The 16781-nt window shown below is 52.9% G+C and carries 14 protein-coding genes and 1 tRNA gene; 8 read left to right on the top strand and 7 right to left on the bottom strand.

What is annotated here, in order from left to right; genetic code table 11:
- Positions 1-201 precede the first annotated feature (201 nt).
- The 6 genes from J2X14_RS20925 to aspA form a co-directional block, all read right to left on the bottom strand.
- A tRNA-Phe gene (locus tag J2X14_RS20925) sits at positions 202-277 on the bottom strand.
- A gap of 109 nt (positions 278-386) precedes the next feature.
- Positions 387-965 (bottom strand): division control transcriptional repressor DicD, encoded by a 579-nt coding sequence (gene dicD / locus J2X14_RS20920; protein ID WP_352413067.1) that lies wholly within the window; start codon positions 963-965, stop codon positions 387-389.
- Positions 966-1040: 75 nt separating this feature from the next.
- Positions 1041-2768, bottom strand: coding sequence for a protein-disulfide reductase DsbD (locus J2X14_RS20915; RefSeq protein ID WP_352413065.1), 1728 nt, complete (start codon positions 2766-2768; stop codon positions 1041-1043).
- Entirely contained in the window at positions 2744-3067 is a 324-nt protein-coding gene (gene cutA, locus J2X14_RS20910; RefSeq protein WP_352413064.1) for a divalent cation tolerance protein CutA, read from the bottom strand. The genes J2X14_RS20915 and cutA overlap by 25 nt, the downstream gene beginning before the upstream one ends.
- A 106-nt stretch (positions 3068-3173) precedes the next feature.
- Positions 3174-4475, bottom strand: coding sequence for an anaerobic C4-dicarboxylate transporter (locus tag J2X14_RS20905; protein WP_352413063.1), 1302 nt, complete (start codon positions 4473-4475; stop codon positions 3174-3176).
- Between the two features lie 114 nt (positions 4476-4589).
- On the bottom strand, positions 4590-6026 hold the full coding sequence (aspA, locus tag J2X14_RS20900) for an aspartate ammonia-lyase (protein ID WP_352413062.1): 1437 nt from the start codon (positions 6024-6026) through the stop codon (positions 4590-4592).
- A gap of 257 nt (positions 6027-6283) precedes the next feature.
- Here aspA and J2X14_RS20895 point away from each other — a divergent pair, with 257 nt between their 5' ends.
- The 8 genes from J2X14_RS20895 to J2X14_RS20860 all read left to right on the top strand — a co-directional run bounded on the left by J2X14_RS20895 (position 6284) and on the right by J2X14_RS20860 (position 15695).
- Positions 6284-6745 carry an FxsA family protein gene (locus J2X14_RS20895; protein WP_352413061.1) on the top strand — a complete coding sequence of 154 codons (462 nt, stop codon included), beginning with the start codon at positions 6284-6286 and terminating at the stop codon, positions 6743-6745.
- A gap of 217 nt (positions 6746-6962) precedes the next feature.
- Positions 6963-7256, top strand: a complete 294-nt coding sequence (locus J2X14_RS20890; protein ID WP_352413060.1) for a co-chaperone GroES — start codon at positions 6963-6965, stop codon at positions 7254-7256.
- A gap of 46 nt (positions 7257-7302) precedes the next feature.
- A complete protein-coding gene (gene groL, locus J2X14_RS20885; protein WP_352413059.1) occupies positions 7303-8949 on the top strand; it encodes a chaperonin GroEL in 1647 nt (548 codons plus the stop codon).
- A 193-nt stretch (positions 8950-9142) separates the two neighbouring features.
- Complete coding sequence (locus J2X14_RS20880; protein ID WP_103059134.1) at positions 9143-9490, top strand: DUF4156 domain-containing protein; 348 nt, start codon at positions 9143-9145, stop codon at positions 9488-9490.
- Positions 9491-10138: 648 nt separating this feature from the next.
- The gene (locus J2X14_RS20875) at positions 10139-11875 is read left to right on the top strand and encodes a sulfatase family protein (protein WP_352413058.1); all 1737 of its coding nucleotides are present in this window, start codon (positions 10139-10141) and stop codon (positions 11873-11875) included.
- Complete coding sequence (locus tag J2X14_RS20870) at positions 11875-13296, top strand: sulfatase-like hydrolase/transferase (RefSeq protein ID WP_352413057.1); 1422 nt, start codon at positions 11875-11877, stop codon at positions 13294-13296. The genes J2X14_RS20875 and J2X14_RS20870 overlap by 1 nt, the downstream gene beginning before the upstream one ends.
- Positions 13297-13316: 20 nt before the next feature.
- On the top strand, positions 13317-14543 hold the full coding sequence (locus tag J2X14_RS20865; protein WP_352413056.1) for an anaerobic sulfatase maturase: 1227 nt from the start codon (positions 13317-13319) through the stop codon (positions 14541-14543).
- A gap of 72 nt (positions 14544-14615) precedes the next feature.
- On the top strand, positions 14616-15695 hold the full coding sequence (locus tag J2X14_RS20860) for a porin (RefSeq protein ID WP_352413055.1): 1080 nt from the start codon (positions 14616-14618) through the stop codon (positions 15693-15695).
- Positions 15696-15739: 44 nt separating this feature from the next.
- Here the strand turns inward: J2X14_RS20860 and epmB are convergent, their stop codons facing one another.
- Positions 15740-16768 (bottom strand): EF-P beta-lysylation protein EpmB, encoded by a 1029-nt coding sequence (epmB, locus tag J2X14_RS20855; protein ID WP_352413054.1) that lies wholly within the window; start codon positions 16766-16768, stop codon positions 15740-15742.
- Positions 16769-16781: the final 13 nt, after the last annotated feature.

Below are 16781 nucleotides of genomic sequence, written 5' to 3'. Positions count from 1 at the left end.
TGATGGCTGATGGCTGATGGCTGATGGCTGATGGCTGATGGCTGATGGCTGATGGCTGATGGCTGATGGCTGATGGCTGATGGCTGATGGCTGATGGCTGATAACGCTGTGCTTATCAGGCCTGAGGTTGGAATCTGAATGCGGTTTTCTGACAAATCCCAGAAAGCAAAAACCCAGCCATAGGCTGGGTTCTTTAAATAGTGGTGCCCGGACTCGGAATCGAACCAAGGACACGGGGATTTTCAATCCCCTGCTCTACCGACTGAGCTATCCGGGCAACGGGGCGCATTAAACCGTAAAGGCTGATAAGCGTCAACGGCTTTCTGTGAAAAAGTTACGGAAATGCGGTTGATCGCCTGCTTTTCACGCACTCTGATGAAAAATTGTCAGGTCAATGCGCCGTTGCGCCGACACAGCGCAATATGCAGCACATCTTCCGCCAGGCGGCGCGCGGTCGCCACATCCTGCTGATTCCGTTTTACCAACAGCTTGCTCAAGCAGCCCTCCAGCACCAGCTCCATCTGATCGGCCACCAGCGTCGGGTTATCGGTGCCCAGCAGGGTTAACAGTTCATGGGTATATTGCCAGGAGGCGCGTTTCTGCTGTTCCGCCAGCTGATGCACCGGATGATCCGGCTGCGGATAGAAACTGCAGGCGGCGATAAACAAACAGCCCGGAAAGCGACCGTTGCCCACCGACTCTTCCAGCACCTTATAGCGGGCCAGCAGCTTTTCTTCGGCGTTTAAGGTGTCGTCCAGCAGCAGCTGACGACGCCAGTTATCGATCTGTTGACCATGATAGCGCAGCGCGTCATACAGCAGCGCGTCGCGGTCGGGCCAGAAACGCTGCAGTTGCGCATAAGGGACAGCGACCTGACCAGCCAGCTCTTCCAGCGAGACGGTGCCCGCAAGACCATTATGTTCCAGTACGTTTAGTGCGTGGTCGAGTACCTGTTCACGTTGCACGTAAGACATCTCCTGTAAGCGTTTCTCTGCCGGTAAATCGGCAGGCTCGTTCATTAAACCAGACTCCAGTGTCGTTTACCGCGCCAGTTTCTGCAAATGCGCCTGAAAGGCGGCGGCATCCAGATAACCGGTTACGCGCGAGCCGGGAATCTCCTTGCCCTGCGCGTCAAAGAACAGAATCGTCGGCAGCCCCAGCACCTGTAAATGCTGCAACAGGGCGCTCTCCTGCGGCGTGTTGGCGGTGACATCTGCCTGCAACAGCCGTATCTGCGCCAGTGACTGCTGTACGCCAGCATCGCTGAAGGTATATTTGCTGAATTCTTTACAGGCGACGCACCAGTCAGCATAGAGATCCAGCATGGTGATTTGGCCCTGCGCCTGCTGTAGCTGCGCATCCAGCTGCGAGACATTGCCGATGCGGGTAAAGTTCAGCTCGCTATGGGCAGCGGCGGTCTCGGTACCAAACGCCCATTGCTGTAACGGTTGCGCGCTGACCAGCGCCGCCAGCAGCAGCATGATTTGCGCCACGCGCAGCCAGCCGCGTCGCGCCTGCAGGCTGATAATAAACGCCCAGGCAAAAAAGCTGGCCGCCAGCAGGCTCCAGAGCCGCAGCCCCCAGCTATCGCCGATGATGCGCTCCAGTAAAAACACCGGCAGCGCCAGGATCACAAAGCCGAATCCTTCTTTCACCGTCTGCATCCACGGACCATTTTTCGGCAGCAGGCGATTGCCAAACAGCGTCACGGCAATCAGCGGCAGGCCCATGCCCAACGCATAGAGCCACAGCGTGCCCGCGCCTGCCAGCAAATTACCGCTTTGGGCAATATAAAGCAGAATGGCGCTGAGCGGCGCGGTGGTGCAGGGCGAGCAGATTAAACCCGCCAGCGCGCCCATTAAAAATACGCCGGGCAGAGAGCCGCCGCGCTGACGGTTGCTCCACAGCGTCAGGCGCGTTTGCAGGCTGGCCGGTAGCTGCAGGGTAAACAGGCCGAACATCGAAAGCGCCAGCAGCACAAACAGCAGCGAGAGCGCGATCAGCACGTAAGGATGCTGCAGCGCCGCCTGAAAGCGTAAGCCTGCGGCGGCAACCACCACGCCCAGCAGCGTATAGGTCAGCGCCATGCCCTGGACGTATACCATCGACAGCGCCAGCAAGCGGCCGCTTGATAACTGGCGATTGCCGCCAAGAATAATGCCGGAGATCAGCGGATACATCGGCAACACGCAGGGCGTAAAGGCAACGCCGATACCAATCAGCAACGCCCAAAGCGGCGAGAAGGGCAGCGGCGTGGCGTGCGCGTTGAGCGATTCTGATTCCACAGGTGCGGCGGCGGAAGAGGCAGAAGGCGACGCGGCAGACGTCGCCGTGACCGCCGCCAGCGGGATTTCACGCGTTTCCGGCGGATAGCAAAAGCCCGCCGCGGCACAGCCCTGATAGCGCAGCGTCACGCTGGCGTTATCACCCGCTTCCGTAATGGTCACCGGAACCGTTAAATCCTGCGGATAGATTTCACTTTTGCCGTAAAACTCATCTTCATGCGGCTGGCCTTCCGGCAACCGCAGCGGCGCCAGCGTTGCCTGTTTTGCCGTCAGGCTGATTTGCTGGCGATAGAGGTAATAGCCCGGCTTGACCTGCCAGCGCAGCGTTAATTGATCGCCCTGCTGGCTGAAATCGAACGAGAAGGCCTGATTAACCGGCACGAACCCGCTTTGCGCGCCACGATCAAACAGCCCGGCCTGCGCAGGCAGGCAGAGAAAACCACTGACAAATAATAAAATTAACGAAGCGATGCGCTGAGCCATGACAGGTAATCACTCTCTCCATGTTGTACCGGTAGCACCAGCAGTTCGGGCGTATCGTAAGGATGTTCCGCTTTTAACAGATCGATCAATGCCTGCTGGTGGGTAACATCGCTTTTCAGCAGCATTTGCACTTCGCGGGCAGTTTCACGCTGCCCCTGCCAGACATAGTATGAGGTCGCGCCGGGTAAGACGGTTACGCAGGCGGCCAGCCGCGCCGCAAGCGCTTTATCGGCCAGCTGTTCGGCAGTGGCGCTGTCGGGTGCGGTACAGAGAACAATGACGGCGGTAGATAAGGTCATGGCTCGCTCCTGAGAGTAAAAAAGCCATCATAGCATGGGGCGAGGCGGATATTTTTGACAGGCAGTAAGCAGAGGTAACCCGGACGCGCCGGGCTACCTGAAAAGGCTATAAAAACAGATGACCGAACAGGAAACCAAACGCCACCGACAGCACAATCGCCAGCGTGCCGGGGATCAGAAACGAATGGTTAAAGACAAATTTACCGATGCGCGTCGAGCCGGTGTCATCCATCTCCACCGCCGCCAGCAGCGTCGGGTAGGTAGGCAGGACAAACAGCGCGGAAACAGCGGCAAAAGAGGCGACGGCAGTAACCGGCGATACGCCCAGCATCAGCGCGGCGGGCATCAGAGCTTTGGTGGTTGCCGCCTGCGAATAGAGCAGGGTAGAGGCGAAAAACAGCACCAGCGCCAGCATCCAGGGATAATTATTCAGCAGCTCACCGGCCAGCGTCTGAATATCATCAATATGTCCTTTTACAAAGGTATCCCCCAGCCAGGCGACGCCCATCACGCAGATACAGGCGCTCATGCCTGATTTAAAGGTGCTGGCATTAAGAATCGCGCCGGTATCCACTTTACAGCTCAGGCAGATCAGCGTGGCGATGGTCAGCATAAACACCACGATGGCTTCATTGCGCGGCAGCAGCGGGTTCTGGATAAGCCCAACATTGTCGCTGATCGCGGTGGCATACAGCATCACCGCCACAATACCGATCAGAAACAGCAGCACCGAGCGTTTCGCGCCAGGTTTCGCGACAAACTGCTGCGAGCCGCGCAGCGTCACTTCGCCTTTTGCCAGACGCGCCTGATACACCGGATCGTCCTGCAGCTCTTTGCCCAGGAAATTGGTCACCAGCGCCGCGACAAAAATCGCCGCCATGGTGGAGGGAATCGCCACCGCCAGCAGCGCCAGATAACCGATGCCGCGCGGCTCGAGAATACCGGCGAAATAGACCACCGCAGCGGAAATCGGCGAGGCGGTAATGGCAATCTGCGAAGCAACGACGGCGATGGAAAGCGGACGCGACGGCCGCACGCCTTGCTCTTTGGCGACTTCAGCAATCACCGGCAGCGTAGAAAAAGCGGTATGACCGGTGCCCGCCAGCAGCGTCATAAAATAGGTCACCAGCGGCGCAAGAAAGGTCACGTAGCGGGGATGCTTGCGCAGCAGCCGCTCAGCCAGGCTGACCAGGTAATCCATACCGCCCGCCACCTGCATCGCGGCAATCGCGGAAATCACCGCCATAATAATTTCGATAACGTCGAACGGGATGGCGCCCGGTTTCATCTGGCAGAGCAGCGCTAATATCAGTACGCCCAGCCCGCCCGCAAAACCGATGCCGATACCGCCCAGCCTGGCGCCCAGATAGATCGCCAGCAGAACGATAACCAGCTCTACTCCCACCATGATATGACTCCTTACAAGAATGATAAAAAGCGGTTAATGATTTGTGCGCTGCACCAATAAAAAAGGCACGTTGTTCAGTGAACAGACGTGCCTGCAAAAGGTTAACTGTCGGGCTTAGTTTTCATTTTCATCGGTGTAGCGTTTGGCTTTATAAGCCGGACGCATCAGATTAGGCAGAGAAAAAATATCGTCCAGTTCGGCCTCGGTCAGCAGACCGCGTTCCAGCACCACTTCCCTGACGCTTTTGCCGGTTTCCGCACAAATTTTCCCGACGATATCACCGTTGTGGTGACCAATGTAAGGGTTGAGATAGGTAACGATACCGATAGAGTTAAAGACGTAGGCTTCGCATACCGCTTTGTTGGCGGTGATGCCGTTAACGCATTTTTCCAGCAGGTTGTAACAGGCGTTCGCCAGGATATGAACCGATTCAAACATCGCCTGGCCGATCACCGGCTCCATCACGTTCAGCTGCAGCTGGCCCGCTTCGGACGCCATGGTCACGGTGGTGTCGTTGCCAATCACTTTAAAGCACACCTGGTTCACCACTTCCGGCACTACCGGGTTCACCTTGGCGGGCATAATAGAAGAACCTGCCTGCAGCTCCGGCAGATTGATCTCATTCAGGCCAGCACGCGGGCCTGACGAGAGCAGGCGCAGGTCGTTGCAGATTTTCGACAGTTTCACCGCCAGGCGTTTCAACGCGGAATGCACCATGACGTAAGCGCCGCAGTCGGAGGTGGCTTCAATCAGATCTTCTGCGGGCGTAACCGGCAGGTTGCTGACTTCCGCCAGTTTCTCTACTGCCAGCTGCTGATAGCCATCGGGCGTATTCAGACGCGTGCCGATAGCGGTGGCGCCAAGATTGACCTCCAGCAGCAGTTCGGCGGTGCGGGTGATATTTTTAATCTCTTCTTTCAGCAACACATTGAACGCGTGAAATTCCTGCCCCAGCGTCATCGGCACCGCATCCTGTAGCTGCGTGCGGCCCATCTTCAAAACGGTGGCAAACTCTACTGCTTTACGCTCAAAACCGTCGCCCAGTTGTGCGATGGCATCCAATAATTTCAGGATAGAGGCGTAAACGGCGATACGGAAACCGGTAGGATAAGCATCGTTGGTGGACTGGCATTTGTTAACGTGATCGTTGGGGTTGAGATACTGATATTCCCCTTTCTGATGCCCCATCAGTTCAAGCCCGATGTTAGCCAGCACCTCGTTGGTATTCATATTTACCGAGGTGCCTGCGCCGCCCTGATAAACATCAACCGGGAACTGATCCATGCATTTCCCGTTATTCAACACCTCATCACAGGCCTGAATAATGGTGTTGGCAATATGACGGGGAATGGTTTGCAGCTCTTTGTTCGCCAACGCCGCCGCTTTCTTCACCATTACCATGCCGCGCACAAACTCAGGAATATCGCTGATTTTGTGGCTGCTGATACAGAAATTCTCAATCGCACGCAAAGTATGAACGCCGTACCAGGCATCCGCCGGAACTTCGCGCATGCCTAACAGGTCTTCTTCGATACGAATGTTATTTGCCATGGGAACCTTCTTGTCAGAGCTACCGGTTACATCGTTACAGGTGATGTGGTTTATGGCTGATCATAATCCCAAAATGGTCACAGGTGGGAAAAATCCGGCATACTGGTTGAAAATTAGCGTGCATGTACCCATCTCTGTGACTTAACTGCGTCATCATGTGCCATGACGTAAACGCCAAAACGCAGGTTGCGGGCGTTTGAACTGACGAATTTCGCCGCTGCGCCGCAGGCGTGACGGCCCCACTAAAGGAGAATACGGTGCGCTGGTTACCGTTATTAATACTGTTTTTATTCGCCTGGATTGAGATCACCTTGTTTATTCAGGTGGCGCATGTACTGGGCGTGTTGCTGACCATGCTGCTGGTGATCTTTACCTCGGCAATCGGCGTATCGCTGGTGAAAAATCAGGGCATGAAGAATTTTATGCTGATGCAGCAGAAGCTGGCGCAGGGCGAAAGCCCGGCCACAGAGATGATCAAAAGCGTTTCGCTGATTATTGCCGGTTTTCTGCTGCTGCTGCCGGGCTTCTTTACCGACTTCCTTGGCCTGCTGTTGCTGCTGCCGCCGGTACAAAAGCATTTAACGCTGAAGTTAATGCCGCACCTGCGCGTCTGGCGCGGGCCGGGCGCAGGCCCTGACAGCGGTTACACCATGGAAGGCGAATACGAGCGTAAAGAGAGCGATCGTATCGGCCACGATAAAGATCATCACGATCGATAATCGGTTTACCCCAGAGAAGGGCGGCAATAGCCGCCCTTCTTTTTCTTTTTATCGCAGAGCCGGGTCGGCAAATGCATCCCAAACAAAATTTTTTTTGGCCTGCCCCTTGAAAGCGATCGCGTCTGTCCCTATCTCTTGAGCCACGAGGCCGGAAGCCCATAAGCCCGGCATTCATCCCTAAAATGACTGATTGGACTTCTCAAAGGAGAGCTATCAAATGAACATTCGTCCATTGCACGATCGCGTTATCGTCAAGCGTAAAGAAGTTGAATCCAAATCTGCTGGCGGCATCGTTCTGACCGGCTCCGCGGCGGCTAAATCTACCCGTGGCGAAGTGTTGGCTGTAGGCAATGGTCGCATCCTGGAAAACGGCAGCGTGCAGCCGCTGGATGTGAAAGTGGGCGACGTTGTGATTTTTAACGAAGGTTACGGCGCTAAAACCGAGAAGATCGATAACGAAGACGTACTGATCATCTCTGAAAGCGACATTCTGGCAATCGTTGAAGCCTGATTAGGCAAAAACCACATCGAACATACGAATTTAAGGGAAATTTCAAATGGCAGCTAAAGACGTAAAATTCGGTAATGACGCGCGTGTAAAAATGCTGCGCGGCGTGAACATCCTGGCAGACGCAGTGAAAGTTACCCTGGGCCCGAAAGGCCGTAACGTGGTGCTGGACAAATCTTTCGGTTCGCCGACCATCACTAAAGATGGCGTCTCCGTTGCACGCGAAATCGAACTGGAAGACAAGTTCGAAAATATGGGCGCGCAGATGGTGAAGGAAGTTGCCTCTAAAGCGAACGACACCGCAGGCGACGGCACTACCACCGCAACCGTACTGGCGCAGTCCATCGTTAACGAAGGCCTGAAAGCCGTTGCTGCGGGCATGAACCCGATGGATCTGAAACGCGGTATCGATAAAGCCGTTATCGCCGCTGTTGAAGAGCTGAAAGCGCTGTCTGTACCGTGCTCTGATTCCAAAGCTATCGCTCAGGTTGGTACCATCTCCGCTAACTCCGACGAGACCGTAGGTACCCTGATTGCTCAGGCGATGGAAAAAGTGGGCAAAGAAGGCGTTATCACCGTTGAAGAAGGCACCGGCCTGCAGGACGAGCTGGACGTAGTTGAAGGTATGCAGTTCGACCGTGGCTACCTCTCTCCTTACTTCATCAACAAGCCGGAAACCGGCGCAGTAGAGCTGGACGCGCCGTTCATCCTGCTGGTTGATAAAAAAGTTTCTAACATCCGTGAACTGCTGCCGGTACTGGAAGCGGTCGCGAAAGCCAGCAAGCCGCTGCTGATCGTTGCTGAAGACGTTGAAGGTGAAGCGCTGGCTACGCTGGTGGTTAACACCATGCGCGGTATCGTGAAAGTGGCTGCGGTGAAAGCACCGGGCTTCGGCGACCGTCGTAAAGCCATGCTGCAGGATATCGCTATCCTGACCGGCGGTACCGTGATCTCTGAAGAGATCGGTATGGAGCTGGAAAAAGCCACCCTGGAAGACCTGGGTCAGGCAAAACGCGTGGTTATCAACAAAGACACCACCATCATCATCGATGGTACTGGTGAAGAAGGCGCTATCCAGGGCCGCGTATCTCAGATTCGCCAGCAGATCGAAGAAGCGACCTCTGACTACGACAAAGAAAAACTGCAGGAGCGCGTAGCGAAACTGGCAGGCGGCGTAGCCGTACTGAAAGTTGGCGCAGCAACTGAAGTTGAAATGAAAGAGAAAAAAGCGCGCGTTGAAGATGCCCTGCACGCCACCCGTGCTGCGGTAGAAGAAGGCGTGGTAGCAGGCGGCGGTGTTGCGCTGGTGCGTGTTGCAGCGAAACTGACCGAGCTGACTGGCCAGAACGAAGATCAGAACGTGGGTATCAAAGTTGCGCTGCGCGCAATGGAGTCTCCGCTGCGTCAGATCGTTTCCAACGCCGGTGAAGAGCCGTCTGTGGTAGCGAACATGGTTAAAGCAGGCGACGGTAACTACGGTTACAACGCGGCGACCGAAGAATACGGCAACATGATCGACTTCGGTATCCTGGACCCGACTAAAGTAACCCGTTCTGCGCTGCAGTACGCTGCTTCTGTTGCTGGTCTGATGATCACCACCGAATGTATGGTGACTGACCTGCCGAAAGAAGACAAAGGTGACTTAGGTGCTGCTGGTGGTATGGGCGGCATGGGCGGTATGGGCGGCATGATGTAATCGCCCCCAACGGCTTAAGTTTATAGCGAAACCCCCTGTCAGAAATGGCAGGGGGTTTTTCTTTTGGCGCTGAAAAAGGTATAAGTAAACGCACAGGTTTACACTGCGCGTGTTTGGCAAGGGATGCTTAAGAAAATGCTCTCTTTTCTGGTACGCTCAGACCGGATACTGACGATAATAAATGAGGAATCACATGCGGATTAAAGTCTTGCTGGGGCTTTCTGCAGCAGCGCTGCTGCTGGCGGGTTGTAGCACCTCCAAAGATCTAAGTGCGGCAGGCCAGCGCGTTACTTTTACCGATCAGCAACCGGGCAGTACCTGCCAGCTTCTGGGTGAAATTACCGGTAGCCAGAGCAACTGGCTGAGCGGCGCTGGTGGTGAAAACAGTTCTCTGCGCGGCGCGGCAAATGATCTACGTAACCGTGCAGCCGAGATGGGCGGCAATGTCATTTATGGCGCGACCAGCCCGACGCAAAATATCTGGTCCAGCTTCGCTCCGCTCGACAGCAAAATGACCGGCCAGGTCTATAAGTGCCCGTAAGCACTTTTCAACAGCCATAATCTGTAGCGTTATGCCGACACGGTGATCGTGGTCGGCGTAACGCAGTTCTTTCTTTTACTAACACCATACCTTTCGTTGCGCTGCCGTTATTACTGGCATGGGCGATAACAGATATGTCCATTAAATAATAGCGGAAAATAAGTGAGATTTTTCATCGTAACGCCTTGTATAACTATGCGCTAACGAGCTTTTACTTTATATCGTAAAATAACGGGCAATTGAAAGGTTAAATAAAAATTAGCCATAACGAGAACAGTTAATTATCAATCATAATGTTGGCAGCGATGTTGCGATAAATTTATCATGTTGTTTAAATAAAATAATTAGCGATATAATTTAGCATCTGTTGCTTTATTAATTAATAGTTATACCGTTAATAACATGTCGCTTGATTAAATGATGTCTATCACAAAAGCGAAAAAGCCAAAAAAAACGTCTTGCCGATGAATCGCTACAGGAATAACCTTAGCGCTGCTCCCCCAGGATTGTTACTGTTTAACAGGCAAAACCTAAGCCAACAATGCTTTTTTTTTAAAGTGTTGCTGGCTTAGGTTTTTTTTCGCTTTTTATTCAGGCGGCCTACCAGGGGAAATAGAGCGTAGAGACCACGGAACAGAGGTAACCTAAATGAAGAAAACGCTGATCTCCAGTGCGTTATTAATCGCGTTAACCCACGGCGCTCAGGCAAAAACTACTCCTTTCCAGGCACAACGGAATGCAGAGCGACCAAACATTATTTTAATTGCCGCTGAAGATATGAATACCCGGCTGGGCGTGTACGGCGATAAGATCGCGAAGACGCCTCATCTGGACGCGCTGGCAAAAGAGGGTGTGACTTTCACTCAGGCGTTCACTATGGCCGGGGTAAGTTCACCATCGCGGGCGGGGTTGATTACCGGCGTGTTTTCGCATCAAATCGGCCTACAGCATATGCGTACTGCCAGCCGTCCTGCGGGCGGCTATGTTGGCGTGCCGCCAGCGGAAATCAAAGGCTATCCTGAGCTGCTGCGCCGGGCAGGTTACTTTACCTATAACGACGTTAAAACGGATTATCAGTTCAGCAATGGATTCACCGATCCGGGGCCTTTTAGTCTGTGGAGCAAAAACGGCACCTACAGCAATTTTGACGATCTGCTGGTGCCCGCAGCGTGGCGCAACTTTGATCTGCAGGACAAACCTTTCTTCATTAATCTAAACCCACAAATTACCCATGAGTCGGCGCTGTTTACCCACGAAAGCGCACCGGCGGAGTTTGCCTCAATGGTCGATTTATGGCGTAAAGTCAGAGAGAAATACCATTATAAACCCACCGATCCCGCCACGGTAAATATTGCCAGCTATTGGCGGGATACGCCTGAAACGCGTAAAGAGCTCGCTATTCATTACGATAATATCCAGATTATGGATCAACAGGTTGGCGACATTATTAAAAAACTAAAGCAGGATAAGCTTTGGGATAATACTATCGTTATTTTTACAGCGGATAACGGGGATGGCCTGCCGCGTCATAAACGTGAAGGTTATGATTCCGGCACGCATGTTCCGCTGATTATTTATATGCCGCAAAAATATCAGCCTGCGCACTGGAAAAAGCCTGGCGAGTACGATGACCGCTTAGTCTCTTTTGAGGATCTCGCGCCGACTATTTTAGGCATGGCGAGCGTCGCCGCGCCCACTTATATGCAAGGCATCAATCTTATTCAACCTGATGCGCCACAGCGCGAATATGTTTACGCCAGCCGCGGCAGAATGGATGAGGCAAATATGCGTTCCTGGTTTATCCGCAGCCATAAATATCAATATGTGCGTAATATGGACAGCACACCTGGCGGAACCTCTATTGCCTTTCGCAATGGGCTGGGCATTACCCAGGCGCTGAACCAGGCAAACGCAGCTCATCAGCTAAGCGCAGAGCAGAGCAGCTGGTTTGCACTGCGTCCAAAAGAAGAACTGTACGATTTATCCAGCGATCCGGCGCAAACCCATAATGTTGCGGATAACCCACGCTATCTCGCCGTATTACAGCAGCTACGCGAGGAGATGAGCCGGTGGCGCAATGGCGGCAATGATATGAACCTGGTTGATGAAGATCGTATGGTGGCCGATCTGCTTGATGAACAAGGCCAGCAACGGGTAACGCTGGCTCCGGTGGTGGTACAGGATGAAGTAGACGGCAAGATCTATATCGCTAACCGAACCGATAACGCATCAATCGGCTATAGCTTCGATGGCGTTAACTGGGAGCTGTATAACGGCAGCTTTACGCCGCCGCCAAACGGCAAGCGCCTTCAGGTCAAAGCGGTACGCTACGGCTGGAAAGAAAGCCCGCTGGTCAGTATCAATCTGCATAAAGGAGATAATTAATGAAAAGAACATGCGCCTCACTGGCGCTAACGGCGGCCTTAGCCGCGCCGACCTTCGCCGCGCCGGTTGCTCCGGCGGCATCGCCGAATGTACTGGTGATTATGGTGGACGATTTAGCGCTGCCTGATATTTCTTATTATGGTTATCAGCAGGTTAATACGCCGAATATCGATCGGCTCGCCAAATCCGGCGTGGCCTTTCGCAACGGTTATGTCGCCGCCTCCGTCTCAGCGGTATCACGGGCCGCCTTGCTTACCGGGCGTTACCCTCAACGCTTCGGCTTTACTTACAATATTGATGACAATAAAGATAAGTCAGCAGGGCTGCCAACAAACGAATTAACTATCGCTAACTACCTGAAAGATCTGGGCTACCACACCAATTTGATTGGGAAGTGGCACCTTGGTAGCGGGGAGGAATTTTATCCAACGCAGCGCGGTTTTGATGACTTTTATGGCTTCCTGACTGGCGAAACGGTATATGTCAATCCAAAAACGCCGGGGATAGTTACCACGCTTACCGCCAGAGAGCATTACCCGCTGGACAAACGCCGTCCGGGCGCGGAAATTTATAGCGGTAAAGCGCGTAAAAAAGTGGATAACTTCGATCGCTATTTAACTACCGATTTGACCGATCGGGCGGTTGACTATGTTCAGCAGCAGCAAAAGCAGCCCTGGTATTTACACCTCTCCTACAACGCTCCGCACTGGCCGCTACAGGTGCCGCAGCGTTATTACGACCTGCATAAAAATATTCAGGATCCGATTCGCCGTACCTATGCGGCAATGATCTCGGCGGTGGATGATAATATCGGGCGGGTACTGGACACGCTGGACGCGACCGGACAACGCGACAATACGCTGATATTTTTTATTTCCGATAACGGCTGCCCGAATCAGTTCGGCTTTTGTGAATGCACCAGCGCGCTGGGCGCAGGCAAGTTTACCTATCTGGAAGGCGGCGTCCGCGTGCCTTTTATTATGTCATGGGGAAACAAAGTCAAGCCGCAGAAAATCAGTGACCAAATGGTCTCATCATTAGATATTCTTCCCACTATTTTAAAAGCCGCCGCGCCGCAAAAAACATTGCCGGCGCAGCTGGACGGGCAGGATCTGTTGACGCTGTTAGCGCATCCGCAGGCAGACAGGACACTATTCTGGTCACAACCGCCGCTGCATGCCGTCAGGCAGGGAGACTATAAACTATGGCGATCGGACGATCAGAAAAAAACGGAGCTTTATAACTTAAGCAAGGATGCGGATGAGCTGCATAATATTGCCGCTCAGAATAATACTAAGCTGAATGAACTCAGCGGCAAGTTAACCCACTGGCAAAAGAAAAATGCGCAGCCGCTCTGGCCGTTACATTTTACTTTGCCCGCTTACCAGCAGTGTAAAAAAGAGACCGAATGGGTTTACTGATAATCAAAGGACGATGAGCCATGTCGGCTGAATACATTAATAACTTCCAGTTGATGGCCAAGCCGGGTGGCTCTGTCTGCAATATCGCCTGCGACTACTGCTTTTATCTTGAAAAAGCGCAGCTTTATCCAGGCCGTAAACAGGCCTGGCGAATGGACGATGTCACGCTCAAAAACTATATCCAAAAGACCATTGCGGCCCAGCAGGCTAACGTCGTTGATTTCCTGTGGCAGGGAGGAGAGCCAACGCTGCCCGGCCTTGATTTTTACCAACGGGCAGTCAGGCTACAGGCAGCGTATCGCGGTAGCAAAACCATTAATAATTACTTCCAGAGCAACGGCGTCAATATTGATGACAAGTGGGCCGCTTTCTTTAAACAGCACCACTTTTTAGTCGGCGTTTCGCTTGATGGTAATCAGCTACATCACGATCGCTATCGCAAAACCACCGCCGGAAAAAGCTGTTTCGACGCGGTTATGGCGGGGATTGAGGCGCTAAAGCGTCATGATGTTGAGTGGAATACGCTTACGGTGGTCAGCGCGGAAAACGTTAAGCACCCCGTTGAGATCTATAACTTCCTGAAGCGTATCGGCAGCCGCTATATGCAGTTTATTCCGCTGGCGGAAAGGGTGGCCGCTCAGCCCGATAAGCATGGCCTGACGCTGGTTCACCCCGATTTTACCGGTGCTTGTCAGGTCGCAGCATGGTCCGTTGATCCCATTAAGTGGGGAACCTTCCTTAATCGCATTTTTGATTGCTGGCTGCTTAACGATCTCGGCACGGTATTTGTCATGAACATCGAGCAGATGCTCAGCAAAATGGTCGGGCAAAATGCCGCCTGTACGCTGGGTGAAACCTGCGGCGGTAATCTGATTGTTGAGGCCAACGGCGATGTTTATTCATGCGATCACTTCGTTTTCCCGCAACACCGGCTGGGCAATATCAACCATGCGGATTTAACATCACTGGTTAACTCACCGCAAAATCTGGCGTTTGCCAGAAGCAAACAGGTGGCGGCGGGTAGCAGCTGTAACGGCTGTGAATATCGGCCTTTATGCAACGGCGGCTGCCCTAAATACCGTTTTATGCCCGATCGCAGCGGTATTCCCCGCCATAACTATTTTTGCCAAAGCGTTAAATTACATCTGGCGCATATCTTACCTAAATGCCATGGCTTATTAACCATGCTGGCGCAGCAGCAGCCCTATAAAACAATTAAAAAAGAAATTAAGCGCCAGTTTTATTGACATCAGATGACAGGTATATCGTGGATTTTATCAACATGCACTAACCTTTAATTTCAGGGAAGGTAAATCATCATGCAAATGAAAATGCAGGTTAACGCACTGCTATGGTTAATCGCAGCGACAATGCCAGCAGGCGCAGCAGAAATCTATAATAACAATGCCAGTAAAGTTTATCTTAACGGGCGCATCCTTGCGCGACATATTATCAGTGATACCCAGCAGTTTAACGGCGATATATCCAAAGTTCGCCTTAACTTTCTGGCAGAAAGCGAATTAACTGAAAATATCAGCGCTTATATGCGTTTTGAACATGATTTCCCTGCCTTCGGCACAGAGGCGGAGGGCATAGATAACGACTATACCCGTTACGGCTATGCAGGCGTAAGCGCGGGTAAGTACGGCTCATTAAGCTATGGCCGTAATGACGGTATTATTTATGACGTTTCTTACCTTACGAATATTTTCGCTGTGTACGGCAGTGCGACGTCGAAAGTTGATAATTTTATGATGCAAAAAGCCAGCGGGCTGCTGAGCTATCACAATAAAAATTTCTTCTCGCTGGTAGAGGGTTTAGACCTCGGCCTCCAGTTCCAGACGCGCAACAGCAGCAAGAAACGCGGCGTCGACAGGCAGCACGGACGCGGTTACGGCATCTCTTTAAGCTGGCATGCTGCGCAGATACCGTTGACGCTGGCTGGCGCATGGAGCCGTTCGCATCATACTCAACAGCAGGCGGCTCTGCTGCCAACCAAACAAGAAGCCTCGGCATGGATTATTGGTGCTAAATATGATCCAGACCCTTTTTATATTGCAGCGTTCTATTCTGAAATGCGTCATATGTATCCCTATACGCATCCTTATCTGCACACGCCTGGTTTCATTAATAACGCCCGGCTCTTTGAGGGGGTTATCAGTTATAAAACGCCCTATAAATTTTCATTGGCCGTGGGTTATTTGCAGACGTTAGGGTTTAATATTGAGGGGGTAGATAAGGCCGAACTGCTCAAAATGGTCAATTTATTCCTGGTCTATCCTTTTAATTCACAGTTCCGGGCGACAGCAGAGTATAAAATTAACTGTATTTCTCATGCTAATACACTCAACCAGCCGCGCGATAATACGTTAGCGCTGACGCTGGTTTACGATTTTTAATTATCAGGCGGGCGTCCGGTAATAAACGCTTACCGGACGCGGCTTCAGGATTGTCTGAGTTGCAGATCGAGCGGTGTTTTACTTGGCTCACCGCCGATTTCCCGCGCCAGTTTTGGCACCAGATAGCCAGAAACCAACCCCAGCAGCTGCCGCATAATGGCGCGCGCCGCCTCGTCCGAGACGTAAAAATGCGCCGCACCCTGCACTTTATCCAGCACATGCAGGTAATAGGGCAGTATTCCGGCATCGAACAGCGCATTGCTGAGCGCCGCCAGCGTAGCGGCATCATCGTTAATGCCGCGCAGCAGCACGCTCTGGTTAAGCAGGGTGACGCCCGCTCGCTTCAGCATAGCGATGCCCTGGCGCAGCGCCTCATCAATCTCCTGCGCATGGTTGATATGGGTCACCATCAGCACTTGCAGGCGTGAGTTCGCCAGGCGCTGGCACAGCCCTTCGGTAATGCGCGCGGGGATCACCACCGGCAAGCGGCTGTGAATACGCAGACGTTTTAAATGCGGGATCGCTTCCAGTTCGCCGATCAGCCAGTCCAGCTCATGATCTTTCGCCATCAGCGGATCGCCGCCCGAGAAAATGATCTCGTCCAGCTCGGCATGATCGCGAATATAGTCCAGCGCCCGCTGCCAGTTACGCTTATTGCCCTGATTATCCTGATAGGGAAAATGTCGTCGGAAGCAGTAGCGGCAATTCACCGCACAGCCGCCTTTTACCAGCAGCAGCGCCCGGTTGCGGTACTTATGCAGCAGCCCCGGTACCACGCTGCTCTGTTCATCCAGCGGATCGGTACTGTAGCCAGGCGCGTCAATAAACTCCTGACGATCGGTGATCACCTGCAGCAGCAGAGGATCGCTGGGATCGCCTTTTTTCATCCGTTGCGCAAACGCACGCGGCACGCGCAGGGCAAAAAGCCGCCGCGCATCCTCTCCGGCAGTGAGCTGAGGATGATGATCCAACGCTAAAAAGCGTAGTAATTCATGAGGTTCAGTGATGACGTCTGCAAGTTGTTGCAACCAATCTTCTCTGGATGGGGTATTTAGGGTTACAATGTGTGCCATTTTTTTGGCTAAG

The organism is Mixta sp. BE291 (assembly GCF_031457955.1).
Taxonomy (GTDB): domain Bacteria; phylum Pseudomonadota; class Gammaproteobacteria; order Enterobacterales; family Enterobacteriaceae; genus Mixta.
Note: the sequence above shows the minus strand (reverse complement) of the source record. Positions and strands in the feature narration are given on the sequence as shown.

Excerpts from the sequence above, each read along its gene's own strand:
- cutA (WP_352413064.1), bottom strand. The coding sequence starts at position 3,067 with ATGACCTTATCTACCGCCGTCATTGTTCTCTGTACCGCACCCGACAGC.
- J2X14_RS20860 (WP_352413055.1), top strand. The coding sequence starts at position 14,616 with ATGCAAATGAAAATGCAGGTTAACGCACTGCTATGGTTAATCGCAGCG.
- J2X14_RS20915 (WP_352413065.1), bottom strand. The coding sequence starts at position 2,768 with ATGGCTCAGCGCATCGCTTCGTTAATTTTATTATTTGTCAGTGGTTTT.
- J2X14_RS20870 (WP_352413057.1), top strand. The coding sequence starts at position 11,875 with ATGAAAAGAACATGCGCCTCACTGGCGCTAACGGCGGCCTTAGCCGCG.
- J2X14_RS20880 (WP_103059134.1), top strand. The coding sequence starts at position 9,143 with ATGCGGATTAAAGTCTTGCTGGGGCTTTCTGCAGCAGCGCTGCTGCTG.
- J2X14_RS20890 (WP_352413060.1), top strand. The coding sequence starts at position 6,963 with ATGAACATTCGTCCATTGCACGATCGCGTTATCGTCAAGCGTAAAGAA.
- aspA (WP_352413062.1), bottom strand. The coding sequence starts at position 6,026 with ATGGCAAATAACATTCGTATCGAAGAAGACCTGTTAGGCATGCGCGAA.
- epmB (WP_352413054.1), bottom strand. The coding sequence starts at position 16,768 with ATGGCACACATTGTAACCCTAAATACCCCATCCAGAGAAGATTGGTTG.
- groL (WP_352413059.1), top strand. The coding sequence starts at position 7,303 with ATGGCAGCTAAAGACGTAAAATTCGGTAATGACGCGCGTGTAAAAATG.
- J2X14_RS20865 (WP_352413056.1), top strand. The coding sequence starts at position 13,317 with ATGTCGGCTGAATACATTAATAACTTCCAGTTGATGGCCAAGCCGGGT.
- J2X14_RS20905 (WP_352413063.1), bottom strand. The coding sequence starts at position 4,475 with ATGGTGGGAGTAGAGCTGGTTATCGTTCTGCTGGCGATCTATCTGGGC.
- J2X14_RS20875 (WP_352413058.1), top strand. The coding sequence starts at position 10,139 with ATGAAGAAAACGCTGATCTCCAGTGCGTTATTAATCGCGTTAACCCAC.